Annotated in this window: 21 protein-coding genes and 1 tRNA gene; 13 read left to right on the forward strand and 9 right to left on the reverse strand. The window is 57.0% G+C overall.

Features of this window, described 5'->3' with window-relative positions; translation table 11 throughout:
• The first annotated feature begins 143 nt into the window (after positions 1-143).
• Both PbB2_RS05165 and msrB read left to right on the forward strand, forming a co-directional pair.
• Positions 144-1,421, forward strand: a complete 1,278-nt coding sequence (locus tag PbB2_RS05165) for a DNA polymerase IV (RefSeq protein ID WP_108984208.1) — start codon at positions 144-146, stop codon at positions 1,419-1,421.
• Between the two features lie 67 nt (positions 1,422-1,488).
• Entirely contained in the window at positions 1,489-1,911 is a 423-nt protein-coding gene (gene msrB / locus PbB2_RS05170) for a peptide-methionine (R)-S-oxide reductase MsrB (protein ID WP_108984209.1), read from the forward strand.
• On the opposite strand, the gene PbB2_RS05175 is transcribed toward msrB, so the two are convergent.
• Positions 1,908-2,666 (reverse strand): S1 family peptidase, encoded by a 759-nt coding sequence (locus PbB2_RS05175; RefSeq protein ID WP_238164861.1) that lies wholly within the window; start codon positions 2,664-2,666, stop codon positions 1,908-1,910. The two genes, msrB and PbB2_RS05175, sit on opposite strands and share 4 nt — an antisense overlap.
• 275 nt (positions 2,667-2,941) lie before the next feature.
• Here PbB2_RS05175 and PbB2_RS05180 point away from each other — a divergent pair, with 275 nt between their 5' ends.
• The 5 genes from PbB2_RS05180 (at position 2,942) to ychF (ending at position 7,741) form a co-directional block, all read left to right on the forward strand.
• Positions 2,942-4,225, forward strand: a complete 1,284-nt coding sequence (locus tag PbB2_RS05180; protein WP_108984210.1) for a cytochrome P450 — start codon at positions 2,942-2,944, stop codon at positions 4,223-4,225.
• Positions 4,226-4,398: 173 nt separating this feature from the next.
• Positions 4,399-4,992 (forward strand): 50S ribosomal protein L25/general stress protein Ctc, encoded by a 594-nt coding sequence (locus PbB2_RS05185; protein WP_108984211.1) that lies wholly within the window; start codon positions 4,399-4,401, stop codon positions 4,990-4,992.
• Positions 4,993-5,087: 95 nt separating this feature from the next.
• On the forward strand, positions 5,088-5,711 hold the full coding sequence (pth, locus tag PbB2_RS05190) for an aminoacyl-tRNA hydrolase (protein ID WP_108984212.1): 624 nt from the start codon (positions 5,088-5,090) through the stop codon (positions 5,709-5,711).
• Between the two features lie 108 nt (positions 5,712-5,819).
• On the forward strand, positions 5,820-6,539 hold the full coding sequence (locus tag PbB2_RS05195) for a hypothetical protein (protein WP_108984213.1): 720 nt from the start codon (positions 5,820-5,822) through the stop codon (positions 6,537-6,539).
• 104 nt (positions 6,540-6,643) lie between these two features.
• Positions 6,644-7,741 (forward strand): redox-regulated ATPase YchF, encoded by a 1,098-nt coding sequence (ychF, locus tag PbB2_RS05200; RefSeq protein ID WP_108984214.1) that lies wholly within the window; start codon positions 6,644-6,646, stop codon positions 7,739-7,741.
• 18 nt (positions 7,742-7,759) lie between these two features.
• Here ychF and PbB2_RS05205 read toward each other — a convergent pair whose 3' ends face one another.
• The 5 genes from PbB2_RS05205 to cobT all read right to left on the reverse strand — a co-directional run bounded on the left by PbB2_RS05205 (position 7,760) and on the right by cobT (position 13,322).
• On the reverse strand, positions 7,760-8,581 hold the full coding sequence (locus PbB2_RS05205; protein ID WP_133245723.1) for a GDSL-type esterase/lipase family protein: 822 nt from the start codon (positions 8,579-8,581) through the stop codon (positions 7,760-7,762).
• Positions 8,582-8,602: 21 nt separating this feature from the next.
• Positions 8,603-9,631: a retropepsin-like aspartic protease gene (locus PbB2_RS05210; RefSeq protein WP_192576178.1), complete on the reverse strand. Its 1,029-nt coding sequence runs from the start codon at positions 9,629-9,631 to the stop codon at positions 8,603-8,605.
• Between the two features lie 98 nt (positions 9,632-9,729).
• The gene (locus tag PbB2_RS05215; protein WP_108984217.1) at positions 9,730-10,644 is read right to left on the reverse strand and encodes a hypothetical protein; all 915 of its coding nucleotides are present in this window, start codon (positions 10,642-10,644) and stop codon (positions 9,730-9,732) included.
• A gap of 192 nt (positions 10,645-10,836) precedes the next feature.
• Positions 10,837-12,270, reverse strand: coding sequence for a protein adenylyltransferase SelO (locus PbB2_RS05220; protein WP_108984218.1), 1,434 nt, complete (start codon positions 12,268-12,270; stop codon positions 10,837-10,839).
• Positions 12,271-12,272: 2 nt separating this feature from the next.
• Positions 12,273-13,322, reverse strand: coding sequence for a nicotinate-nucleotide--dimethylbenzimidazole phosphoribosyltransferase (gene cobT / locus PbB2_RS05225; RefSeq protein WP_108984219.1), 1,050 nt, complete (start codon positions 13,320-13,322; stop codon positions 12,273-12,275).
• A 210-nt stretch (positions 13,323-13,532) separates the two neighbouring features.
• On the opposite strand from cobT, the gene PbB2_RS05230 reads away from it, so the two are divergent.
• Together PbB2_RS05230 and PbB2_RS05235 are read left to right on the forward strand one after the other, a co-directional pair.
• A complete protein-coding gene (locus tag PbB2_RS05230; protein WP_238164862.1) occupies positions 13,533-14,321 on the forward strand; it encodes an adenosylcobinamide-GDP ribazoletransferase in 789 nt (262 codons plus the stop codon).
• A gap of 1 nt (position 14,322) precedes the next feature.
• On the forward strand, positions 14,323-14,535 hold the full coding sequence (locus PbB2_RS05235; RefSeq protein ID WP_108984221.1) for a DUF1289 domain-containing protein: 213 nt from the start codon (positions 14,323-14,325) through the stop codon (positions 14,533-14,535).
• A gap of 49 nt (positions 14,536-14,584) precedes the next feature.
• Here the strand turns inward: PbB2_RS05235 and argS are convergent, their stop codons facing one another.
• Entirely contained in the window at positions 14,585-16,369 is a 1,785-nt protein-coding gene (argS, locus tag PbB2_RS05240) for an arginine--tRNA ligase (protein WP_108984222.1), read from the reverse strand.
• Positions 16,370-16,380: 11 nt separating this feature from the next.
• Positions 16,381-17,127, reverse strand: a complete 747-nt coding sequence (locus PbB2_RS05245; protein WP_133245724.1) for a hypothetical protein — start codon at positions 17,125-17,127, stop codon at positions 16,381-16,383.
• 130 nt (positions 17,128-17,257) lie between these two features.
• On the opposite strand from PbB2_RS05245, the gene ispH reads away from it, so the two are divergent.
• The 4 genes from ispH (at position 17,258) to PbB2_RS05265 (ending at position 21,337) form a co-directional block, all read left to right on the forward strand.
• Entirely contained in the window at positions 17,258-18,229 is a 972-nt protein-coding gene (gene ispH / locus PbB2_RS05250) for a 4-hydroxy-3-methylbut-2-enyl diphosphate reductase (protein WP_108984319.1), read from the forward strand.
• A 67-nt stretch (positions 18,230-18,296) separates the two neighbouring features.
• Positions 18,297-18,373, forward strand: a tRNA-Arg gene (locus PbB2_RS05255).
• A 201-nt stretch (positions 18,374-18,574) separates the two neighbouring features.
• The gene (locus tag PbB2_RS05260) at positions 18,575-19,411 is read left to right on the forward strand and encodes a DUF3313 family protein (protein WP_108984224.1); all 837 of its coding nucleotides are present in this window, start codon (positions 18,575-18,577) and stop codon (positions 19,409-19,411) included.
• 135 nt (positions 19,412-19,546) lie between these two features.
• Entirely contained in the window at positions 19,547-21,337 is a 1,791-nt protein-coding gene (locus PbB2_RS05265) for an ATP-binding protein (RefSeq protein ID WP_108984225.1), read from the forward strand.
• A gap of 7 nt (positions 21,338-21,344) precedes the next feature.
• On the opposite strand, the gene PbB2_RS05270 is transcribed toward PbB2_RS05265, so the two are convergent.
• On the reverse strand, positions 21,345-23,723 hold the full coding sequence (locus PbB2_RS05270; RefSeq protein WP_108984226.1) for an amylo-alpha-1,6-glucosidase: 2,379 nt from the start codon (positions 23,721-23,723) through the stop codon (positions 21,345-21,347).
• Positions 23,724-23,815: the final 92 nt, after the last annotated feature.

Genomic DNA, 23,815 nt, shown 5'->3' on the forward strand with positions numbered 1-23,815 from the left:
AGTCTTCTGGGCCTTGGGCTCAGCCAAAGGCTGGCCTGCTCCTAGAGGCTGTGCTGCTCCATGAGTTGCGACGGACGCCGCCATACTCCGCTCCAATCGTTTTTGCCTGGAGTGACCCCAAGCTTGAACTGTGCTTGTATCGCATGGGGGTTAATCGAGCCTTGCCAAGTCTATGCCGCGATTGCTTTTCTCACTGGGAGACTCAGGTTGGCCCGGATAATGGACGCTGTCAGGCCTGTGGCGGGCGGCGGGTTGTCAGCCATGCTGGTCTGAGCGAATTCACCATCGCCCATATTGATTGCGACGCATTCTTCGCGGCAATCCACAAGCGTGATCAGCCAGAATTGCGCGATAAGGCCGTGATTGTGGGGGGCGGCAAGCGAGGTGTGGTGGCAACCTGCTGCTATTTGGCGCGGGCTTCGGGTGTCCGATCGGCGATGCCGATGTTTAAGGCTTTGAAACTCTGCCCCGAGGCGGTGGTTATCGCACCCCAGATGAGCCTTTATGCCAAAGAAGGCAAAGCCATTCGCCAAGCCATGCAGGCCCTAACCCCTTTGGTTGAGGCCGTCTCGATCGACGAGGCCTATCTCGATCTGTCTGGCACTGAGAAAATGCACCACGGGTCCGCGGCTGAAACCTTGGCCCGCTTTCAATCGCGGATAGAGGCCGATCACGGCTTGACGGTCTCTGTGGGTCTGTCGTGCAACAAGTTTCTGGCCAAAACAGCGAGCGATCTGGATAAGCCGCGTGGTTTTGCCATTCTGGCACCAGAGGATGTACCCACGCTGATCTGGCCTCGCTCTGTGGGCTTTTTGCACGGGGTTGGTCCGGCCTTTGTCAAGGCACTCAATCGGGATGGGTTTCAGTGCGTGGGTGATCTGGCAGCTGTTGGTAAAGAGGATCTGATCCGGCGCTATGGCGATGGCGGCCTTCGTCTGTTCAATATGGCGCATGGAACCGACACAAGACGCGTAGAGCCAGAAACAGAACGCAAATCCATCTCAACCGAGACGACATTCCACCATGATCTCGTTTCAAGGGAAGACCTTGAGCCGCTGCTGCAAAGCCTGTGTGCAAAACTGGGGGCAATCTGTCGAGGCAAGGGTCATGCCGGGCGGGTGCTGACCCTCAAGCTCAAGACAGCGGGATTCCAGACCATTACGCGTCGCCTGACATTAAGCGAGCCCACCGCGACGGGTTATGTCATGTTGGACGCCCTGCGGCCTTTGTTGTTGCAAGAACTCAAGCGCGGCCCATTCCGGCTGATGGGTGTGGGTGTCTCCGATTTAGGCCCGCTCGAAGGGGCCGATCAGGGCGATCTGCTTAATCAGTCTGCCCCACGTCGCGCTGCCCTCGAACGCGCGCTCGATTCGGTGCATGCCCGCTTCGGCAAAGCCATGGTTCGAACTCTTAGGTCGTGATTGGCACTGTCTCAGCCGTGAAACCGCGATGGCGTTTGATGCGTAAACAAGCTCACAGGAGAGTAATATGGCCAAGTCCGATCGCTTCAATGTTCAAAAAACCGAGGCCGAATGGCGCAATATCCTGACCCCGGCCCAGTTTCAGGTTGCCCGTCAGGAGGGTACAGAGCGGGCGTTTACCTCGCCACTTAATCATGAAAAGCGTGAGGGTATCTTTCATTGCGTGGGATGTGGCTCGCCTTTGTGGTCCAGTGCCGACAAGTTTGACTCGGGGACCGGCTGGCCCAGCTTTGTTCGCCCAATAAGCGCCGAAGCGGTGGGCACCAAGACCGACTGGAAGCTTTTGTATCCGCGCACCGAATGTCATTGCGCCACATGTGGTGCCCATCAAGGACACGTCTTCCCTGATGGACCAGCGCCAACAGGTCAGCGCTGGTGCATCAATGGCGTCGTGCTGGTTTTCAAGGCCAAGGATGATCCGGCAGGTTAGACTTCGGCTTGGCGGGCGGCGAGCAGACGCAAGCATTGGCGGATGAAGCTGGCGTGCAGGACAATACCGATTTCAAGGCGTTCATCGGTCATCACCACTTGCTGAGCCAAGAGACCAGCGACAAAAGCGGCCTGCGGCTTGCCATCGCCGCCCGGCTTCTTGCGTAAGGCGTCAATCAAATAGACCGGCCCACCGGAATTGCCCGCAAAAACCGCAAAGTCCATCAGAAAACTGGGAAAATCTGCGCTCGGCCATAATGGATAGCTCGCCACCCGGCCAGAGCGCAGGATCGGGAAGCCAATCTCATTGGCCGATAGACCTCGCGGATAACCCAAGACCAGCATTTCGTCCCCGGGTTGCACATCATGGGCCTGAAAGCTCGCCTCATCTGCGAGATGGTCAAAGCCGACTGCCCAATCGCGCACTGGGTCCGGCGGATGAAGGGCGATGGCAGCAATGTCACGCTCCGGATGGCGCACCCACAGAGGCGACGCATCATCATTCCGGATTTGCAGCGGTGCCGGCTCACGGTGCCATCGCCCTGTCCCATCTTCCCGCCGCCAGTGTATCATCATGTGTGGTTTGGCCATGCGATCGAGCACATGCCCGGCGGTGACCAGCGCAAATTGGGGGGCATGGCCTGCAGTAGCGGCTGGCATCGTAACCAGCCAGCCGGTTCCAACCGTTGTCAGTCCATCATCTTGGACTTGATCAAGCTTGAATGTCGCCCGCATCAAGGCAAGGGTCAGATCCATGAGAATCGGCCGGTCAATCATCATACATGTCGCAGACAGGCTGTTGCGACGCGTCGTGAGGCTAAAAGCTTGGGGAGATTTTGCAATGACCAGACGGTGAAAGTGTCTGACTTTCCACATCGCCAATCTATGGCAAGCCAACTGCGCAAAGTCCCAGACCACGTCACTTTTTTCAAACATGACGCCTGCGTCAGGGGGTGACAAATGGCAGAAACTGTGGCCCCATGCGGGTGACGAGCACGCATTGCGATAAGCTCAATATTGGGAGATTCACCATGGCCGACGGCAATTTCAACCCCGCTGAGTTCAAGTCCGTGCAAGAACATCATGCGCGGCGGGCTTGGTCGATCCCCATTGAAGAGATCGATCTCGCCATTCCTGAACTATGGACCCATGATTGCCACTGGCCCTATTTTGAGCGCCTGCGCAAAGAAGACCCGATCCATTGGTGCGTTAGCCAGGAAGAAAAGGTCGGCGGCTATTGGTCCGTAACACGCTATAAGGACATTATGGCGGTCGATACCAACCACCAACAATTCTCATCTGACGCATTTCTGGGCGGCATCACGATTGTGGGTTTTGATGAAGACTTCATCTTGCCCATGTTTATCGCCATGGACCCACCCAAGCATGACGCCCAGCGCAAAGTCGTCCAGCCTATCGTTGGCCCAGACAATTTGGCGAAGATGGAAGGTACAATCCGCGAACGGGTCAATCTCATCTTCGACGAATTGCCTCTCGATACGGAATTTGATTGGGTCGACAAGGTCTCGGTGGAACTGACCACCCAAATGCTGGCAACTCTGTTTGATTTTCCGTGGGAAGACCGCCGCAAGCTAACCCGTTGGTCGGATGTCGCCACCGCCCAACCTATCCCCGGCGGCATTATTGAAACCGAAGACCAACGCCGTGCCGAATTGTTTGAATGCCTCGCCTATTTCACCAATTTGTGGAACGAGCGGGTCAATAACAGCGGGGGCAATGATTTGATTTCCATGCTTGCCCATGGCGAGGCCACCCGCAATATGGAGCCTCTCGAATATCTGGGGAATCTGATCCTCTTGATCGTGGGGGGCAATGATACCACCCGCAATTCACTGACTGGCGGGCTTTATGCCCTGTCGAAAAACCCCGAAGAGTTCAAGAAACTGCGGGCAGATCCATCAATCATCCCCAATATGGTGTCTGAAATCATCCGCTGGCAGACGCCCCTGGCCCACATGCGCCGCACCGCTCTGGAAGACGTTGAATTGGGCGGCAAGCTGATCAAAAAGGGCGACAAAGTGGTGATGTGGTATGTATCGGGCAACCGGGACGAAGAGGTCATCGAACGGCCCAATGACTTCTGGATCGACCGTCCACGCGCGCGCAACCACCTCTCTTTCGGCTTTGGCATTCACCGCTGCGTGGGCAACAGGCTGGCGGAAATGCAATTGCGCATTGTGTGGGAAGAGGCGTTGAAGCGCTATTCCGATATCCAAGTGGTGTCAGAACCTACCCGCATCCGCTCCTCGTTTGTGAAAGGCTATGAATCCATGCGCGTGATCTTGCGCAAATAGGTCTTAATGGTGTGCCGCGTGTCGGTTCTCAGAAGACGGCCTGCACAATGCTGCCAGCCCCTGTTGAGTTCTGAGCCGCTTTACCCTATAGCCGCGCGTTCATGACATCTCGTGCGCCGCCTGCCCTGCGCTGGCGGCGCACTTAATTACACATCAAGGAACGGAGACCGGGGATGACCGGCATCGTGATCAATGTAGAAGTGCGCGAACGCACAGGTACGGGTGGCGCCCGCCAGACCCGCCGCGAAGGCTTTGTCCCCGGCATCCTCTATGGTGGCAACAAGGGCCCTGTGGCCATTGCTGCTTCAAGCAAGGAATTGCTGAAAGCCATCCGCTCGGGCAAATTCCTGGCTCACATGGTGGACCTGCATCACAGCGGCGAAAGCCAGCCTGTGATCCCCCGCGATGTGCAATGGGATCCCATCACCGACATGCCAGTCCACTTCGACCTCTATCGTGTGGACGAAAGCTCAGTGATCTCGGTGGATGTGCCTGTGCACTTCCTGAACCAAGACACCTGCCCCGGCATCAAAAAGGGCGGCACGCTCAATGTGGTTGAGCACACGGTGGCTTTGGATGTGCCCGCTGGCAAGATCCCAGAAGAACTGGTGATTGACTTGGCTGGCCGCGACATTGGCGATGTGATCCACATTTCGGCCGTGCGCATGCCAGACGGTGCCCGCCCAACGGTGCGCGACCGCGACTTCACCGTGGCGACCATTATTGGCCGCGGCGGCAAGCAGGATGAGGCAGGCGACGAAGCCTGATCTGCGGCCTGGCTTGACCAGGCTTGCTTGCACAGACAGAACACAAGAGCCCCGGCAGTGTCCGGGGCTTATTTGTTGAAGGACGGGGTGTTGGCATGTTTCTCCTGGTGGGGCTCGGCAATCCGGGTAGCAAATATGCGCGGAACCGGCACAATATCGGCTTCATGGCGGTCGATGAGATCGCGCGCCAGTACAATTTCGGGGCTGAACGCAGCCGGTTGCAAGGCTTGGCCCGTGAAGGTGTGATTGACACAGAAGCCGGCCCGCAAAAGATCATTCTGGTCAAGCCTCAAACCTTCATGAACGAGAGCGGGCGTTGTGTGGGCGGCTTCATGACCTTCCACAAAATCCCCTTGACCAAAGTCATCGTCTATTATGACGAGGTCGAGCTCACCCCCGGTCGCTGTCGGGTGAAAGTGGGGGGCGGCACCGCTGGCCATAATGGCTTGCGCTCAATCGTTTCCCAGTCTGGGGCAGGCTTTAAGCGGGTCCGCTTGGGGGTTGGCCACCCGGGCCGGGAAAAAATGTTGAGCCATGTGCTCGATGATTTTTCGAGCTCTGAAATGACATGGGTGGAAAATCTGTGCGATGCCGTTGCCCGCACCACGCCCTTATTGCTGGAAGATAAGCACGACGCCTTCCAGACCAAAGTCTCCACCTTGGCCCCGCCCCCACCCGTGCCAGCCTGGTTGCGCGGTGGGTCAAATGATGCCGGATAACAACGTGCAGGCGATGGACTGAGTCCACATGGGCGCGTTTTGGCCCGACTTGCAGATGACACGTGAGCCCCGTATGAATTTCTGGGAGAGACATGAAGGTATTTCACCATGCCAATTCTGATTTTGTCCCTGCTTATTCAAGTGACGCTGATCATCCATGTGATCCGGACGGGGCGGCCCACGTTTTGGATATTCCTGATCTTACTCGCCCCCGGCATTGGATCGCTTATTTATGTGGTTCTTGAAATCCTGCCCAATACCGGCATCATTCAATCAGTGCGCAAGGCCGAGCAAAAAGTCATCAAGGCCGTCGATCCAACGCGCGAATTGCGGGCAGCTCAAGAGGCGTTTGACCTGACCCCCACGGTCGGTAACCGCTTGCGGCTTGCACAGGCAAGCCTCGACATGGGTGATTTTTCCAATGCGGAAACGCTGTACCGCGGCTGCCTTGAAGGCCAATTTGTCGATGATTCGGCTGCCCTTCTCGGCCATGCGAGGGCCTTGGTTGAACTTGGTCGCCACCAGGAAGCCCTCGATCGTATCAATCAATTGCGCGACCTCGGCCATGAAGGGCCAGCAGAGGCGCTGGTCTTTGCCCGAGCGGCCGAAGCAACGGGGCAAGTCGAAGAGGCCGATGAGGCCTATGCCTTTGCTGCACCGCGCATCCCGTCGCTTGAAGCCCACGCCCGCTACATCCGCTTTTTGCGCCAGATGGGCCGGGATGTGGATGCCACGCGCGAGTTGCAGGAGATGGATGTTCGCCTGTCGCGCGTGCCTCGCCATTTTCAAGCCGATGCGCGCAAGTGGCGGACCTTTGCCGTGGCTTGAGCCCTGCCATTGACGGATGCTTTTGGCCAACAATGTGTCTATGAGACGGCACGCTTTTTCCGCGCGGTGATCCAGCGCGCAATCACAGAGATGAAAGACCTCCCATGGGATTCAAATGCGGCATCGTGGGCCTGCCCAATGTTGGCAAGTCCACCCTGTTCAACGCCCTGACCAAAACAGCTGCTGCTCAGGCTGCCAATTATCCGTTCTGCACGATTGAACCCAATGTGGGCGAAGTGGCAGTGCCGGAGCCGCGCCTGACCGCCCTTGCTGCCATTGCTGGGTCGAAAGAGATCATTCCAGCGCGAATGAATTTCGTCGATATTGCTGGTCTGGTGCGGGGTGCCTCAAAGGGCGAAGGTCTGGGCAATCAGTTTCTGGCCAATATCCGCGAATGCGACGCGATCACCTATGTCACGCGTTGTTTTGTCGATGAGGACATTACCCATGTCGAGGGCCGGATCGATCCGCTGGCTGATCTGGAAACGGTTGAAACCGAGCTCATGCTGGCTGACCTTGAAAGCCTGGAAAAGCGCATTCCTAATCTGGAAAAAAAGGCCAAGCAAAACGACAAGGACGCCAAGCTGACGCTGGAATTGTGCCTTGAGGCCAAAAAACTGTTGGATGAGGGCAAGCCTGCCCGGCTCTATGTCCCGGCCAAGGAAGACCAAAAGGCCTATGACATGCTGCAGCTGCTGACGGCCAAGCCGGTCCTCTATGTGTGCAATGTCGATGAAGCCTCTGCGGCCACTGGCAACGAGTATTCGGCTCGGGTGGAAACCTATGCCAAGGCGCATAAGGCGACGGCTGTGGTGATCTGTGCCCAGATGGAAGCTGAACTTGCCGCCCTCGAGGATGAAGAGGCAGCCGAATATCTTGAAGCTGCAGGCCTTGATGAGCCGGGCCTCAACAAGCTGATCCGCTCGGGCTATGATTTATTGGGTCTGCAGACTTATTTCACGGTTGGTCCGAAAGAGGCTCGCGCTTGGACCATCCATAAGGGCTGGACTGCGCCTAAATCAGCCGGGGTTATCCATGGCGACTTTGAGAAGGGCTTTATCCGGGCCGAGACCATCGCCTATGAGGATTATGTCGCTCATAAAGGCGAAGTCGGAGCCAAGGAAGCTGGCAAAATGCGGCTTGAAGGCAAGGACTATGTCGTCAAGGATGGCGACGTCATGCACTTCCGATTTACCTCCTGAACGCCAAGCTAAATCCCCTCAGCGGGCAGCGCGGCGGGCACGGTCTGCTGAAAGGGCCGCCAATAGGACATCGCGCCATACTCGGTACCCGGCCTCGGATGGATGCAGGCCGTCATAAAAAAGCGCAGGGTTTTGCGTGTTATCGGGCAAGAGGAAATGGGGATAGAGGTCAAGATAGGTGAGATAGGACTTTTGCGCGTCGAGCTCAGCGAACGCCTTAAGTGACTGGTTGACCGGGATAACAATATCGCGCGTGCGGGCCTGTTCCTGAGTTGGCATCAAGGACTGCAGGATAATTCGGGCCTTGGGCTGGCGGGCATGGACCGCACGCACCAAAGCCATGACCCCCGCAGCTATACTGGCATCTGCCGGGTTTTCGCTTGCCCAGGAATTATTTATTCCCGCCAATATGATCACATAGTCTGGCTTCAGGGTCTCATGGTCCAATTGCCCAAGCCCGCCGTCCGCCTTCGGCGCTATGCGATAGAGCATATGCTCAAGCCGGTCGCCAGATATGCCCAGATTCAGGGCTTTCAGCGCGGGGTCCTGACCTGAAAAACTCTCATCCCAAACAGCGCGTCCATTTCGCACGCCTGGAAACCACAGATTTTCGCCCATCAGGAAGAAGTCGGTGATCGAATCGCCCAGAAAAACGAGCTTTACATCTGACAAGCCGCGTGGATCGGCCAATTGGGCTTCCATGGTGGCGAGGCGGGCCTGCCAATATTCTACCCGCGCTTCGGCATGGGTCGATTTGAATTGGGCTTGGGCTGGTACGACAGCTGCGCAGCCCGCTATTGCCAGGGCCGCTAACCACGTCCTGCATATCCATCTTGTCACCGCACAATCCTGTCGCTTGCGTTAGCCCCGATTCCCCATCCCATCACTGCCCACGAGGCTGGCCAGTAACTGCAGTTCAACCTGACGGCGGCGGTAATCAACAACCAAGGTCTCGGCCCGGCTCAGGACATCCATCCCCACAAGCATCGCGGGCGTGCTATCAAGACCCCATAACTTAAAGACGGGGGCATCGGCGGCAACAACTGTCAAACGGCTTGCCACCACACCCAGCATGCTGATCTCGGGCATATTGGCCCATACGCCATTGAGCTGCTGATTGGTGACCCCAAGGATGACAGGGTTCTCTTCCGGTCTTCTGCGGCGCCTGGCCCTGTCGCTTAACGCATTCAACAAAGCCATATTGATGATGGTTGTGTCCCCGCCAGTATCTAGCACGCAGCGGGCCCTGACACTGGCCACCTTGCCATCGGCCTCAATCAATAAGCCGTGGCGCAAACGGATGTCGGTGGTAATCGGCAGGCGCTTGGTCCGTCGGGTGCCTGCTGGCTCCAACTCAACCGTCTTACGGGTAAAGTTAAAGCGCACGCGGCGACTGTCGAACATATCCATTCCCAGTATCCCATCGAGCTTGTCGAGGGCGGGCGCGTCCATAACTGCCACGCGTAGATTTTCAGACACGCTGCGCCCCGTCTCGATCCGATCCAAGCGGGCAAAGCGGGCTTCGCTCGATCCGGTTACGCCATGGACCATTCGACGCGGCAATTCGGGCAGTTTCAGGGTATCAGCCACGCGCGGGCTTAGCACCGAGGTGTTTGAACCTGTGTCGACCACAAATTTGTACGGTCCTTGACCGTTAAGCCGGACATCTGCTGTGGGGCGACCATAAACATCAACCCATGTCTGCAAGGTGACGATCGGGGTCTGTCCTGTCACGGTCACGCTATCGACTTGATTAGGCGGGGCCTCCAACGCTTGTGCCAGTGTGCTATCAAACCCACCAGCGATCAGCGCGCCCCCAAATCCACCTAGAACCGCCCGCCGCGCCCAAACCGGGCTGGCATCGCACCGGGATTTGTCCAGCTTGCTCATCCACAGTCTCCCATGCTGATGGTTTGGGTCAGCGGAGATCATGGACTGTTTTGAGAAAAAGGAAAGTGGCGTTCAAAGTCTGATCATGGACCCAATGTTCAGATTGGGTTTTGTGGCAGGCTGAGGCCGCGCTTACCAAAACCAGTCCCGTCTTGCCCGATCGTTGGCCGCTTCGAACCTGCGGCCCAAGGCGGGCCTGCCTGCCCCATTGCCGCAAACCAAATCTGCAAGACGGGGCCTGGCGTTATGCGACCATGCGGTGCTGGATGCGCACGCACCTCATCAAGGTCTGGAACAAAGAGCGGGGTGTCTGCCCCCAAGGGGGGGCTGTGCAACAACAGATACTCAATGATCAGAATGCTCAGCCGCTTGAGCTCCTGCGGCGGCAGCCGGCATGCTATTGTCTCAATTTCACGACCCAGAAATGGCGCTAGCCCTTGAGACAGGAGAATCCAGCCCTCATTCTGGCCATGCCGGTTGGTGAGTGGTTCCATCCTGATACGCACCCAGTGTTCAACCCGCACTTCGGGAATGGTCAAGCGCAAAGCCATTCGTTGGAAGGCTTGGGGTTCTGTGCTGACCAGGCCCGTGGTCCAGATAACTTCTTCAACCGGCACAATCGACATCATGCTGGCCGCCACCATGCTGACAGCCGCCGCCGCTGCAACAGTGGCCGCCGTATCCGCACCATCATTGGTGCAAGTCAAAACGACATGGGCGTTGCACCGAGGATAGCCGCTGCGTGGCCCATACCAAGCCGGACAATGAACCTCCATCGTTGTTGGGTCGGCAAAAAAGGGTGGAACTGGAAACATTTCGACCAGAATGCGATTGGGGCCAATCGCGATCGCACAGGCCGTCCCCTCCCCGTCAGCACGAAACCCGCCTGGAGCGACAAGGCCCAGTCTGCTGGTCAAGGCCGGGAATAAATCTGCGATACCGGTCAACACATGAACATGGGTGAACGGGGCACCGTGGGTCAAAGGTAGGAGGGCGGTGAAGGGGTCGCGCACGTGTGTCTCTCCCACCTGGCCAATTGGTCGAAGTGGATGATGCGCCCCCGCGCCGTCCCGAACAGCGCCATTGTGCCAAGGCCGCCTTGCCTAGAGGCTAATTGGCTTCATAAAATGCTGAGCAATCTGGTTGGGCTGTCATCACGCCTGCGTGAGAACAATGGCGTGCACTTAGGCTAAATCGCCGGGTTGTTATGCTTTAGGTGGGCAATGTCCTAGCGCATCACCCAGTTGATCAATTTCGGCGAGCTTGCGGGAGAACAGGCTCCAATCATCGGCCTCCGCAATCGGTGCCCACAGGGCTTCAACGTCGTCAATCACCAAGCTTGCTGGGTCGGATTGACCAAAATAGGGGTGAGATAAGCGCTCGGGCCGATCTGTTGGAAACCGATCGAGCCATCCCAGCCATTCGGTAAAGTCGCTGCCCTGATACAAGTCTGCACGTGGGCCAGCCAAGGCGCGGGTCTGACTGACAAGACCGCCAAACCAATCATGGAAGAAGCCATCCCACGACACACCAGACCGCGCCATGAAGGCAAACATGGCATCGAGCATGTGGCGGGCCGCTTCACCTTCTTCCCCCGCCTGCACGCCCAATCGCGCCAAAAGCGCGCGTTGCTGGGCAGCGGCAAAGGCTGGCGGGTAGGCCCGTATTGCCTCAGTTAGGCTGTCACTGTCGCCAATCGCCAACAGCGCCCCGGCCAATTGCTTGAGGTTCCACAACCCAGCTTCCGGCTGGCGACCATAGGCGTAAAGACCTGTCTGGTCGAAATAGGCAGCGGTAAAGCTTGCATCGGCCACCGGCAAAAAGCGCCAAGGGCCATAGTCAAAGCTTTCTCCCGTGACATTCATATTGTCAGTATTGAGGACGCCATGCACAAATCCTGCAGCCATCCAGCCTGCGACCATCTCGGCAGTTGCCAGCGCAATTTCGCGTACCAAAGCGGCGACGCGCTCTGGGCCTTCAAGACCGCCAAGTTGGGGATAATAGAGGCTGATGCAATGATCGACCAAAGCCTCTAGTCGTTCTGGCGCGTCCAGGAATGCGTGGCGTTGAAAGGTCCCGAAACGGACATGACTGTGCTGAAGACGCACCAGCACGGCCGAGCGGGTGGGTGAAGGCTCGTCCGAACGGATCAATTTCTCGCCTGTTTCAATCAAGCTCAAGGCCTTTGATGTCCGCACACCCTGAGCCTGCAGCATACGTGCGGCCAGCACCTCGCGCACCCCGCCTTTCAAGGTCAGTCGGCCATCGCCTTGCCGCGACCAAGGCGTTTGGCCAGATCCTTTCGTACCAAGGTCCAGCAAGCGGCCCTGATCATCGCGCAACTGGCCAAACAAAAAGCCACGGCCATCACCCAATTGGGGATTATAGGTGCGAAACTGATGGCCATGATAACGCATCGCCAATGGGGGTTGGTTCATGCCGGGCAAAACGACAAAGCGGCCGAAATGGTCAATCCATTCCCCATCGCTCAAGCCATCCAGGCCAACTGATCGCGCGGCTTCTTGATCCCGCCAGATCAAGCGATGTTGAGGAAAGTCGGCGGCCTCGACGGGGTCAGCAAACTCTGGTCCGAGCTCAATAAACCGCGGTTCGGGTTGGTAGTTGGTCCCAAAGGCCATGATTAGGAAGGCCCTGCCACACCAGCTTCAGCAAAGGTAGCCATGCCTGAATGACAGGCAACAGCTGACTTGATGATCTGCACTGCCAAAGCTGCTCCTGTCCCCTCACCCAGCGCCATACCGAGGTCCAGGACTGGCTTTTTGCCCAGAAGATCGAGCAGAAGACGGTGTCCGGGCTCTTTTGATACATGACCAACCAGGCAATGATCCAGTGCACGCGGGTTGATACGATGCAGCACAGCTGCTGCAACACAGACCATATAGCCATCCAGCACGACGGGGATGCGTTGCAGGCGGGCGGCCAGAATGGCCCCGGCAATAGCAGCAAATTCCCGCCCGCCCACGCGCGCCAAGACGCTCAAGGCATCATCAGTCTGCCCGTCTAGACGCTGAACTGCTTGGGCGACCACGTCTTGTTTGGCCGCCAATGCGCGGCCTTCCAAGCCGGTGCCGGGACCGGTCCATTGCGCAGGGTTGCCACCAAACAAGCCTAATGCGAGGGCTGCTGCCACACTTGTATTGCCAATGCCGACTTCACCCAACACCAAGAGATCTGTACCTTCGGCGAGAACCTCCATGCCATAGGCCATGGTGGCCACACACTCCTGCTCACTCATGGCATCGGCGGTGGTGATATCGGGGGTTGGTTTGCCGACCGCCAAATCATAGACTTTCAAGCCAGCGCCCGCTTGTTGCGCCAGAACAGAAATGGCCGCCCCCCCTGCTGCCATCGCATCAATCATTTGGCGAGTCACTTCTTGAGGATAAGCAGACACGCCGCGCGTGGCCACACCATGGTCACTGGCAAAAATTGCAATAATCGGGCGGGTGACTTGAGGTGGGCTTTTGCCCGTCCAAGCAGCCAACCAACTTGTGATGTCCTCAAGGCGACCCAAACTTCCGGGCGGCTTGATCAGTTGGCTTTCCCGCCGCGCCGTCGCGGCGATGGCGGCTTCATCTGGGCCGGGTAAATCGACCAAAAGGGCGCGAATATCATCAAAAGGCGTGCGAGCGGGCTGGTCGGGCGCGGAAGAACAAGCATCGTGAGGCATGCAAAGGACTTAGCGCGGCAAGGCCTCGGGATAAAGCATGTCCACCGGTGAAACACATTGCGGCACAGCCACAATACTCAGTGCGACTTCGGCGCCACAGTGTGGCAGCTTCCATCAGCCAGTTGGCTTTAACATCTCGAAATCTCAATCATTTTGGCTACAAAGAGTTCGCCCCGTTTCGCCCAATAAAAACCAAAGATGAGTCGCGCCATGCGCCTGATTGACGATGCCCGGATTTGCCTGATCTTCTTTACCCGGCTGCCTGTGACCTGGCCTGAAGACCTCCCGAGGGAACGCATTACCCGTGCATTCCAAGCCGCCCCCATCGCTGGACTCGTGACGGGCTTGATTGGGGCTTTGACATATGGCTTGGCCATGTGGCTGTTCAATGGCAGCGTGCATCTGGCCGCAACCTTGGCTGTGGCGAGCCAAGTTCTCACCACTGGGGCTTTTCATGAAGATGGCTTCGCAGACTTCTTTGATGGCGTCGGCGGGGGGAAAACCATCAGCGAACGGCTTGCCATCATGCGCGATTCCCGGATCGGAACATTTGGTGGTGTCGCTCTGCTGTTGGCAATCATCTTGAAGATCTTCCTGGTTGCTGAAATCAGCATCGCTTGGCAGGCTGGTTTGTGCCTCATTATCAGCGGCACCTTGGCCCGCACCGCACTGGTCCATGTCATGGCGCTCCTCAAGCCAGCCACAGATGATGGGATTTCGGCGTCAGCCGGCCAGCCCACTGCGACAGAGGCCACCACAGCAACCGTTTTAGGCGGAATCATCAGTGGGGTCTGTGTGGTTTTGGCATTCCAACTGAGCCTGATCGGACCGGCCGTCGGGGCAGTGATCGGCACAATACTTGGTGCGGGGGCGATCGCGTTGACTGCACGCAAGCATTTAGGTGGTCAAACCGGTGACGCGTTGGGAGCAACAGCTGTTGCCGCGGAACTGGGGGCATTGGCCGGAATTGTCGCGCTGATGCCAGCATTGGGCTTCTGATTTGTCCACCGCCATTTCCTCGCCGTGCATCAAGGTTTGCTGTGTAGAGCCGCAATCAGGTCTGTGCTTGGGCTGTTATCGAACCTTGCCTGAGATTGCTCAATGGCTGCGCTTTAGCCCTGATCAGCGCGCGGCCATTACTGCGGAGCTGCCAAGCCGGGCCGAAAAACTTGACCCGGCATATCGAACGGCATTCGCGCCGTCGCCGCGCTGATCAGACGCCAGGCGTGTCACGCCGGCAAAAGCCTTGGCGTAAGAACAATCTACATACGCTCAGGGGCTTCGATACCCAAGAGGTCCAAGGTTAGAACCAATTGGTTCAAGGTCGCTTTGGCCAATGTCAAGCGCGATGCACGCGTGGCTTCATCCCCGGCACTCAAGATTGGACATGCGGTGTAAAAGGCTGAAAAAGCACCTGCCAAGGCATAGGCATGATCAGCCAAAATATGGGGTGCGCGCTTGTCATAAGCCCCGCGCAACGCGTGTTCAAACCCGTCGAGTGTCAAGATAAGATCGCGTTCAGCTGGTTCAAGATTGGCAATCGGCCCAGGCCCAATTCCCGCCTCATCAGCCTTGCGCAGAATGGATTTGATACGCACTGCCGCATATAGCAAATAAGGCCCAGTTTTGCCTTCAAAGCTCAAGAAGCGGTCCAGATCAAAGATATAAGACGTACCCCGGAAGTTTTGTAGATCGGCGAACTTCAACGCAGCCATACCAACCTTGTGGGCGATATCAGCGCGTTCTTCCGCCGGCCAATCCTGGCCCACTCCGGCCTCATCAATCTTGGCTTGCGCCTTTTCGCGCACCATAGTGATAAGGTCATGCAACTTCAGCACCCCGCCCTCACGAGTCTTGAACGGCTTGCCATCTGGGCCGTTCATTGTGCCAAACCCAATGTGATCCAACGCCTCGCGTTGCAGATAGCCTGCCTTGTCAGCAGCTCGAAACACCGTCTCGAAATGCTCTGCCTGACGTTGATCAACGCAGTAGATGATAAGCTCAGCCTGAAAGCGCCGGACCCGGTCAAGAATGGTTGCCAGATCGGTGGTGCCATACATGGCAGAGCCTTCAGACGACACCACCAACAAGGGCGCGACATTAGGCCCTTCCCCGCCATCTTTCTTGGGCACCAATTTATCGTGCACGAAAACCACGCGCGCGCCCTGATCGTCTTGTAACAGACCCTTGGCATCAAGGTCGGCAATCATCTCTGGAATCAGCGGGTCTGCATCGCTTTCGCCCAACCAAAGATCAAATGTCACCCCCAAAGCGGCAAACTCACGCTCAAGTGCGCTGCGCGAAACGGCAACAAAATGCTGCCACAGCGCGCGATAGCCGGGCCGGCCTGCCTGCAATTCAGCTGTGGCTTTGCGCGCGCGGTCGCGCGCTGCAACATCGGTTTTGGCCAAAGCTGCCGCTGCTGGATAAATCCGTTCAAGATCAGCGAGGCTCACCGGGCTGTGTGCGGGATAAGGTCCCGAAAACCCCGCATCGAAATAAGGCAATTCTGGCTGTTCTTCTGCCAAGCTGGCGATCAAAAGCCCCATCTGGAAACCCCAATCGCCAAAATGGGCATCACCCCATACTTGATCACCGCGGAAGCGATAGAGCCGTTTAATGCTGTCGCCAATAATGGTGGCACGCAAATGGCCGACATGCATGGATTTGGCCACATTCGGCCCAGCATAATCAACAATAACGCGGCGCGGTGTTTCAAGGATCTGGGCACCCACGCGTGGATCAACAGCCAAGGCTTCTGCGTGGGCCACCAATGCTGCGTCGGACACTGTGATATTCAAAAAGCCTGGTCCTGCCACGTCGCAACGCGCGATCATGGGGTCTTTTGACAGGTGTTCAGCTAATGCAGTGGCAATATCGCGCGGGTTACGGCCAGCGGCCTTCGCACCGGCCATCGCGCCATTACACTGGAAATGACCGAATTCGGGCTTCTGGGCACGTGTCACCAGGCCCAGCTCTGCAGGAAGTCCGAGGTCGGCAAAGGCACGGCCCAACGTGTGGGCCAGCTGTTGGGCAAAATGGGTCATGGGAGATGATGTCAGCGCGGCACGCCCGCATCCACGCGGAAGCGTTTGCCATTGCGGTTGAATTCCAACTGATCTGGCGTCAGTTCAAAGCCGACCAGCACTTCGAAATTGGCTCCAGCAATATCTTTATTGGCACGCGGGATTTCGATGAAAATCGGCAAAGACTTGACGGCAACCCGATCACTGCCAGCCGGGATTTCGACTGCCTGAGAATAGGTCTGCCGCGAGATGACGGCGATATCCTTGCGTGTCACTGTCACCCAATAATTCACGCTTTTGGCACCTGGTGCCGCCTTGGGGCCTTTACCGAACGCCATATCCAGCTGCATGTTGATGGTGATTGGATCTTCGCCCACATAGCGGCAGTCGGAGTTCACATTGAGGATTTCACCGGTATAGCCGACATTCTCGAACCGCTCAGGTCCATTGAGTTCGACAAAGCGCTGGGCGTCATACAGCACCCGTACCGCCGGGCATGGACCAACATTGGCCGCGCCGCTGTCGCTACCCAAAGCCTTGGCCAACCCCGTGAAGAACCCACGCTTGCGCGGTGGGCCTGCCGGGGTCTCAAGCTTTTCAGCATCCCCGGGAGTTGCCTCAACCGTGGGTTTGGGCGCTTCGGCGGCTGGCGCATCAGCCTCACTAACTGGTGGCGGGGCCTTGCCACGCCCATCACGATTGCCGCCAAAGGGCAGCGACGAACAGGCCGCGAGCACGAGAGAAGATGTGATCACAAGAGCAATAGCTTGGGTGCGCATGTTGCATTCCACAGAAGAAGCGAAGCAGACCATCTTGGCACTGCCGCAATTATAGCCCATGTCTTTAGAGGCCTGTGTCGCTTCAATCAACGCAATGCGGCGCCAACAAGGCAATGCCACCGGAGAAATCATGTCGGACGTCCCTTCCCACCTGCCCCCGCTCACTGTTTTGCTGGCCGCCCCGCGTGGTTTTTGCGCCGGTGTTGATCGGGCGATCCAGATTGTAGAACGCGCGCTGGAGAAGTGGGGTGCGCCAGTTTATGTGCGCCACGAGATTGTTCACAACAAGCATGTGGTTGACCGTCTGAAGAACCTAGGCGCTGTTTTTGTTGAAGAATTATCAGAATGCCCCACGGATCGCCCGGTGGTGTTTTCCGCCCACGGGGTCCCCAAATCTGTGCCGCAGGAAGCCGCCCGCCGCGAGATGATCTATGTTGATGCCACCTGCCCGCTGGTGTCAAAGGTCCATGTCGAGGCGCAACGCCATTTTGATGCGGGCAAAGAAATTGTCCTGATTGGTCATGCAGGCCATCCCGAAGTGGTCGGTACGATGGGACAATTGCCCGATGGTGCCATCACTTTGATCCAAGATGTCAGCGAAATTGCCGATTTTGCCCCAAAAGACCCTGCAAAACTGGCCTTTGTCACCCAGACCACGCTGTCGGTTGATGATACGGCCGAAATTGTGGCGGCCTTGCAGGCCCGTTTCCCCAACGTCTCGCCGCCGCACAAGGAAGATATTTGCTATGCCACCACGAATCGCCAGGAGGCAGTGAAGGCACTGGGGGCCCAAGCTGACCTGCTTTTGGTCATCGGCTCGAAAACGTCTTCCAACTCGATCCGGCTTGTTGAAGTCGGCCTGCGTGCAGGGGCTAAGGCCGCTTATTTGATTGATGATGCACAGGCGATTGATTGGGCGTGGTTTGAGGGCGTCAGAACGCTTGGGCTGACGGCGGGGGCAAGTGCGCCCGAAGATTTGGTCGAAGCGGTGATTGCGGCCTGCCGCAGCCGGTTTGCCGTCTCGGTCCAACCAGTTGAAGTGACCCGTGAAGACGTCATTTTCAAACTTCCCCGCGTCGTTTCCCAAGCTGAAGACGCCTAAAGCCAGACGGCCTTCTGTATCACCCCCCTCCCCAAAACCGCCCCAGACCGCTAAGCAGAAGACACGCGGTCCCGTAGCTCAGCAGGATAGAGCAATCGTTTCCTAAACGATGGGTCGGGGGTTCAAGTCCCTTCGGGACCGCCACTTGTGTGCGGGAATGGTCAAAAAGAGCACCTGCCCCGCCATTAAGCCGTTTCAGCTCATTTTTGACCTGCCGAGCTACCAAGTCTGGAACGCTCAATCAAGTTGGTGTGATTGGCCATTCTATTGGCAGAGCAGCGCGCGCATTCAGCCGGGCTGTGCCCTATGTGACCCGTGGAGGATATTCCAGCGCGGTGGCCCAAAATGACTTGTTTTCAGCATTCGAACCGACAAATTGCCCATGCCCTTGTTGTCATAGCCACGATGGCGATGGTGTCAGCCTGTGCCACCAAGCCCCCGACACAGACAGGCTTTATCGCCAATGGCACCGCGATGGAGCGTGTGGATGGCACGGTGCGGGCCCAAATCAGCCGGCAGAAGGATGCCGAGGCGCTAAGCCGCCTTTCCCGTGTCGTTTTGTTGCCGACCCGCCTTCATGAGGCTGCCGATGTGCCTGCCACGATTACCGCCGACTCCCGCGCACTGGTACTGGCAGAGGTCGATCGGCAATTATGTTTTGCTTTGTCGCGTCGATTTGAGATTGTTGGGGCCGATCAGGCTGATGCCGGACGCGTCCAAGCTGTGGTAACCCGTTTACAAGAGACAAATGCTGCCGCCTCAGCAGCATCTGCTGCTGTCAGCCGCCTTTTGCCCGGCGGGTCGGTGCGTCTGCCCGTTGGCCGCGGAGGGCTGAGCATCGAAGCGCGACTGGACGTACAAGATAATCGCCAAGCCGCTGCCATGTCGTGGTCACGCGGGGCCGGTATGGTGATGGATCAAGGCTCTTTGTCCGAGGTCGGCGACGCCCATCGCTTTGCGGCCTCCTTTGCCAATGACTTTGCAGACTTTCTTACCGACGCGCGCGCACCGAAGCGGGAGGTGCCAGACATCGACCCCTGTGCTGCTTTTGGGCCTCGTCTGGATATCGGCAGGTTTGCGGCAAGCAGGGTTGTTGGCCTTCATGTGCCGAGGCCGGCAGCTCAGGATACAACAACCGAGTCAGAACCAAGTTCTGAAGACGCCAAAAGCAAAAAGCCATGACCTAGAGTTGTTTCAGCGCGCTTTACCGCTTGAAAAACTCAGATTCCCGGCCAAACCAACACAAATAATTCCGGCGAAATAACCGAAAATAAAGGTCGAGCTGCTAGCGTTGTGCTCGAATTGGAGAGCAGCGGCGTGCATCAGTCTTATCTCGAACAAATCAGACGATTGCGCGATGACCTGCCAAGTCGTCTGTTGGCATCAGCAGCATTTACCGGGCTTTTGTGGTGGGGCACTGAGGCGCAGATTGCGATTATCTGGTTTATCGCCTTTGCGCTCAATGAAGGCATCGAACTTTTGATCGGTGGACAGAAGAGCGACGATGACGCCCGTGGCGCGCGTTTGCGCTTCATGTTTTGCGTTAATCTGATCTATGGTGGACTGGTTTGGGTGGCTGGAGCCTTGGTGCTGGTTAAAACTGGCGAAATCGGCCCCTTGATCGTGGGCCTTGCGATCCTGATCGGGGCATTGACCCATGTGATCGCCACCAGTTTGAACTGGTTGCCGGGCTTTATCTGTGCAGCAGGCCCATTGGTGCTTGGCGTGATCAGTGTGCCCTTCATCATGACCTTGAACCAGACTTATGCTGAGAGCACGATCCATCAAGCCTCTGTGGCCATGTCTTTCCTATTGGCCTACAGCTTAAATGCGGCCCATCAGGCATGGCAACGTGAAGCCAAATTGATTGAGACCTTGCGTCAAGTCAGCCAAGCCAGTGACGCAAAATCGCAATTCCTCGCAACGATGAGCCACGAAATCCGTACCCCGCTCAACGGGATTGTCGGATTGGCAGAAGTGCTCAACAATACCGAGCTCAGCCCCAGTCAGCAGGAAATGATCGGTCTGGTCCGTACGTCAGGGCAGACACTCGAACGTCTCGTTTCAGACGTGCTTGATACCGCCAAGATTGAGGCCGACAAGCTGGAACTGTCGATTGCGCCTTTTGACCTGCGTGAGACAGTTGAGGCTGCAGCCCATCCCTTCCGAGTGCAAGCTGAAGAAAAGGGCTTAGCCTTTGACGTTGATATTCATCCTGAAGCAGAAGGCCGCTATTTGGGCGATGGGGTGCGTGTCCGCCAGATTATTGCCAATCTGACCTCCAATGCCGTGAAATTCACCGACTCTGGCCGGGTTGAGGTGATGATTGATGCGCTGGAGATCGACACACGCAATGTCGAGCTTCAAATTCAAGTCACAGATACTGGAATTGGTTTCGACCATAAAGCCGGACAGACCCTGTTCCAACGGTTTGAACAGGCGGACAACAGCATCAGCCGTCGGTTTGGCGGAACCGGACTTGGTTTGTCGATCTGCAAATCCTTGTGTGAATTGATGGGCGGCAGTATTTCTGCCACGTCCCAGCCTGGATCAGGCAGCCGGTTCGAAGCCCGTCTGCAACTGAAATATGCTGAACCCGTCCGCCACGACCTGCGCCTGAGCACTCAGCTGACCGCTGAAGAATTGAGCTTTTTGAGTGAGGAGCCTGAGGCTCCAACTGGTCTTAAGGTTCTGGTGGCTGAAGATAATCCGATCAATCAGAAAGTGATTTCCTTCATGCTTGAGCCGATGGGAATGACCCCTGTGATTGCCGCAAACGGGCAGTTGGCGCTCGACATGTTTAAGCTTGAGCGTTTCGACATCATCTTGATGGATATGATGATGCCAGAAATGGACGGCTTGACCGCCACTCAGGCCATACGTGCTTGGGAGCGCGAGCATGGCTTGCCACGGACACCCATCGCCATGCTCAGTGCGAATGCGATGAACGAGCATGTAAAGGCAGCCCTGTCAGCAGGATGTGACGTCCATATTGCCAAACCTGTCACCCCAGCAGCTCTGGTAACGGGCATGACCGAGGCCTTGTTTATGGAACTTGATGAAAATGGCGAACCTGACGCGGACCTGCAAAGCCGCTTGATCGGCTAAACGCGCTCTAATAAGTCAAAGGCGGGTCGTGATAGACTGAAAGGCTCTTGAGATTGGGCTTCAGGCGCGGCTCGCAGAAGCCTAGGTCTTTGAAGACTTCGTCGCGGATCATGGTGAAATCATAAGGGCCTTGATAAAGCTCACTCTCGTCATGGCCGAGAAGTTTGCCAGTGCGGTCATAGGCCGTCAGCTTTAACTGGCCATTCTTCTCGATGATGTGGATTTTTTGGCCTGCCTTGGCCGGCCAGCGTACCCATTTTGGGATCAAAGCATCATTGGAGAAGGCGATTTCGGCGTCGGTTCCTTCCATGTCAAACGTCCAAGTTTCCGAATTGCCGTGGTGCCACTGGCCTTTAAGAACGCCCTTTCCCACAGGCGTATTCATGGAGACATTTAAGACACTTTTGGGCAATTGCGGCGTGATCAGAACTTCCGTTCCGCCCCGTCGTATTCGGACGCCCAAAATCTCCTCATGCCAAACCCGCAACTGCTCGGCATTTGACCAAGCTTGCAGGAAAGTGCCCGTCCGGCGCGCCCAATTGGCACCGGGCACAGGGAGCGCGTCTGCACATTCGGCAAGGCTGCCCACAGCGCCTTCGCGCAAGGCTTGGCGGTTCATATTCTCAAACAAGTGCCACGGCTCTTTTTGGACGCCAAAGCGCAACAAGGTGGTCATGGCAACGCCGTTCAGCCACGGCCAGACCGTGCCATTATGATAGGCAGCATCCTTGTGATAATAATGCCAATGTTCGTGATAGGGATGAAACTCGGGGTCCTCTTGGCTCAAAGTCGCTACACCCCACGGATAGACGAGGCCTTTCCACAGGTCGCGTGCCCGGATCATCGCCTGCTTTTGGTGTGATGCGAGATCGATACCATCCTCAAAGGTCGCTATTGAAACTGCCTCTAAGGCGAAAAAAGCGTTTGGCCTAAGTGCCGGATCGGGGCTGCCGTCTGGCCTCACATGATCGACAAGTTTCCCCGATGACTGATCGACAAACATGTCCTTAAGGCCTTTGCTCAGCGTGGCCGTGGCGTCCAATGCGCGTGTCATCAAAACTGGATCTGTTGTCGCAAGACCGGTGGAATTTATTGCCGCTTCAATCGCTTCAAGCCAGAGGACCTGAATATCGATCGCGCGATTGCCACGCGGTGAAAAAGCCCGCACACCCTTTTCCTTGGCATCCATCCACGTATCGGCATCGCCATGGGTGACAAGGCCGCTTTCGTCCAAGTCATGATCCAACATGCCTTCAATGGCCATCTTGACAGTCGGCGACAATTCTGTGGCTAAAGCGTGGTTTCCAGTCCGCCGGATGAGATCCGCCAACGTAATGATAAACCTCGGCGTGCCGTCAGCGGTGTTGTATTGCACGCCATCGGGCCGCGCACGATTGGGAATGCGGCCATAGGTTTTGGACTTAGGGTCCTTGTCTTGCAGGGCGGCAAAGCTGCGGAAGACGTCTGCGGCCACCTCATATTGGCCGGTTACAAACAAGGTTCCGGTGATGGAGATAAAGGTGTCTCGGCCCCAATAATCATTGAACCATGGTAGGCCCGCATAAATGCCCGTGCCCATCTGCTTCATCACCAATTGATCCGCCGTCAGGCGCATCCAGAGGAGTGCTTTGGTGCGGTCTGGGTCGCCTGCGTCGAGGGCTCTAGAGCCTGAGACCAAAGCCTCCATCCGCGCCATACGTGCCCGGGTCAGGCTTTCATGGGCGCGACGCAGCTGACTTAACTGTCGGCGCACCTCGGCTTTGGAAGCGCCCAGCAGAATGAAAAAGCCCTGCCCGTCCCGCCTGATCATCAAGCCGGATTCTCCGACACTGACCGTGCTCGATGGTGTCACCGGGGCCAGATGCAGCCAAAGATGGGCTGCCTCAAGTGGGCGATACCAGAGCCCCTCCGGCGATGCTTCACTGTCGCCCAAGAGATCGCCGACAAACTCAAAGCCGACCAGGCCGTCTTGCTTGGCCTCAACCTCCACCATGAGGGCAGTCACGCCATCAAACAGTCGAAGCGTTTCTTTCACAGCACCATAATCGCGCGTCATCGCGTGCGGGCTTATCACCACGGTCGCACCAGCGCGCAAAAGCGGCTTGCCGTCGAAAGTCAGGCGATAATCCTGAAAAATCCGCTTGGTGGCGACATTCCAGCCAAAGAACCAATCATCGGCTTTGTCTTGATGGGTGCGCCCGTAAAAATAGGCCGAAGCCTTGTCGGTATAGCTGAATTGGCGGTTTTCCTGCGGCCCGACAGGCATGGCCAAACTGTCAAGTACGGGGAAGGATTGGAGGGCCGTTTCAGCTGCCTGGGTACCTTTCGGCAAAAGGCTCAACGCCCCGGTCGTGGCAGCGGCAACCAGTAACGAGCGTCTACGCATGAGAAATCCTCAAACCCAAAATGGACAGCCAAGCCTAATCAAGGTGGAAACCACTTGCTAGACTCTGTCATTGGCGTTAACAGCTACCGCCT

The sequence above is a fragment of the Candidatus Phycosocius bacilliformis genome, from assembly GCF_003112735.1.
Lineage (GTDB): Bacteria > Pseudomonadota > Alphaproteobacteria > Caulobacterales > Aquidulcibacteraceae > Aquidulcibacter > Aquidulcibacter bacilliformis.

Excerpts from the sequence above, each read along its gene's own strand:
- PbB2_RS05195 (WP_108984213.1), top strand. The coding sequence starts at position 5,820 with ATGCCAATTCTGATTTTGTCCCTGCTTATTCAAGTGACGCTGATCATC.
- ispH (WP_108984319.1), top strand. The coding sequence starts at position 17,258 with ATGTCGGACGTCCCTTCCCACCTGCCCCCGCTCACTGTTTTGCTGGCC.
- PbB2_RS05185 (WP_108984211.1), top strand. The coding sequence starts at position 4,399 with ATGACCGGCATCGTGATCAATGTAGAAGTGCGCGAACGCACAGGTACG.
- argS (WP_108984222.1), bottom strand. The coding sequence starts at position 16,369 with ATGACCCATTTTGCCCAACAGCTGGCCCACACGTTGGGCCGTGCCTTT.
- PbB2_RS05245 (WP_133245724.1), bottom strand. The coding sequence starts at position 17,127 with ATGCGCACCCAAGCTATTGCTCTTGTGATCACATCTTCTCTCGTGCTC.
- pth (WP_108984212.1), top strand. The coding sequence starts at position 5,088 with ATGTTTCTCCTGGTGGGGCTCGGCAATCCGGGTAGCAAATATGCGCGG.
- PbB2_RS05165 (WP_108984208.1), top strand. The coding sequence starts at position 144 with ATGGGGGTTAATCGAGCCTTGCCAAGTCTATGCCGCGATTGCTTTTCT.
- PbB2_RS05220 (WP_108984218.1), bottom strand. The coding sequence starts at position 12,270 with ATGGCCTTTGGGACCAACTACCAACCCGAACCGCGGTTTATTGAGCTC.
- PbB2_RS05175 (WP_238164861.1), bottom strand. The coding sequence starts at position 2,666 with ATGGATCTGACCCTTGCCTTGATGCGGGCGACATTCAAGCTTGATCAA.
- PbB2_RS05180 (WP_108984210.1), top strand. The coding sequence starts at position 2,942 with ATGGCCGACGGCAATTTCAACCCCGCTGAGTTCAAGTCCGTGCAAGAA.
- msrB (WP_108984209.1), top strand. The coding sequence starts at position 1,489 with ATGGCCAAGTCCGATCGCTTCAATGTTCAAAAAACCGAGGCCGAATGG.
- PbB2_RS05270 (WP_108984226.1), bottom strand. The coding sequence starts at position 23,723 with ATGCGTAGACGCTCGTTACTGGTTGCCGCTGCCACGACCGGGGCGTTG.
- PbB2_RS05260 (WP_108984224.1), top strand. The coding sequence starts at position 18,575 with ATGACTTGTTTTCAGCATTCGAACCGACAAATTGCCCATGCCCTTGTT.
- PbB2_RS05210 (WP_192576178.1), bottom strand. The coding sequence starts at position 9,631 with ATGAGCAAGCTGGACAAATCCCGGTGCGATGCCAGCCCGGTTTGGGCG.
- cobT (WP_108984219.1), bottom strand. The coding sequence starts at position 13,322 with ATGCCTCACGATGCTTGTTCTTCCGCGCCCGACCAGCCCGCTCGCACG.
- ychF (WP_108984214.1), top strand. The coding sequence starts at position 6,644 with ATGGGATTCAAATGCGGCATCGTGGGCCTGCCCAATGTTGGCAAGTCC.
- PbB2_RS05230 (WP_238164862.1), top strand. The coding sequence starts at position 13,533 with ATGCGCCTGATTGACGATGCCCGGATTTGCCTGATCTTCTTTACCCGG.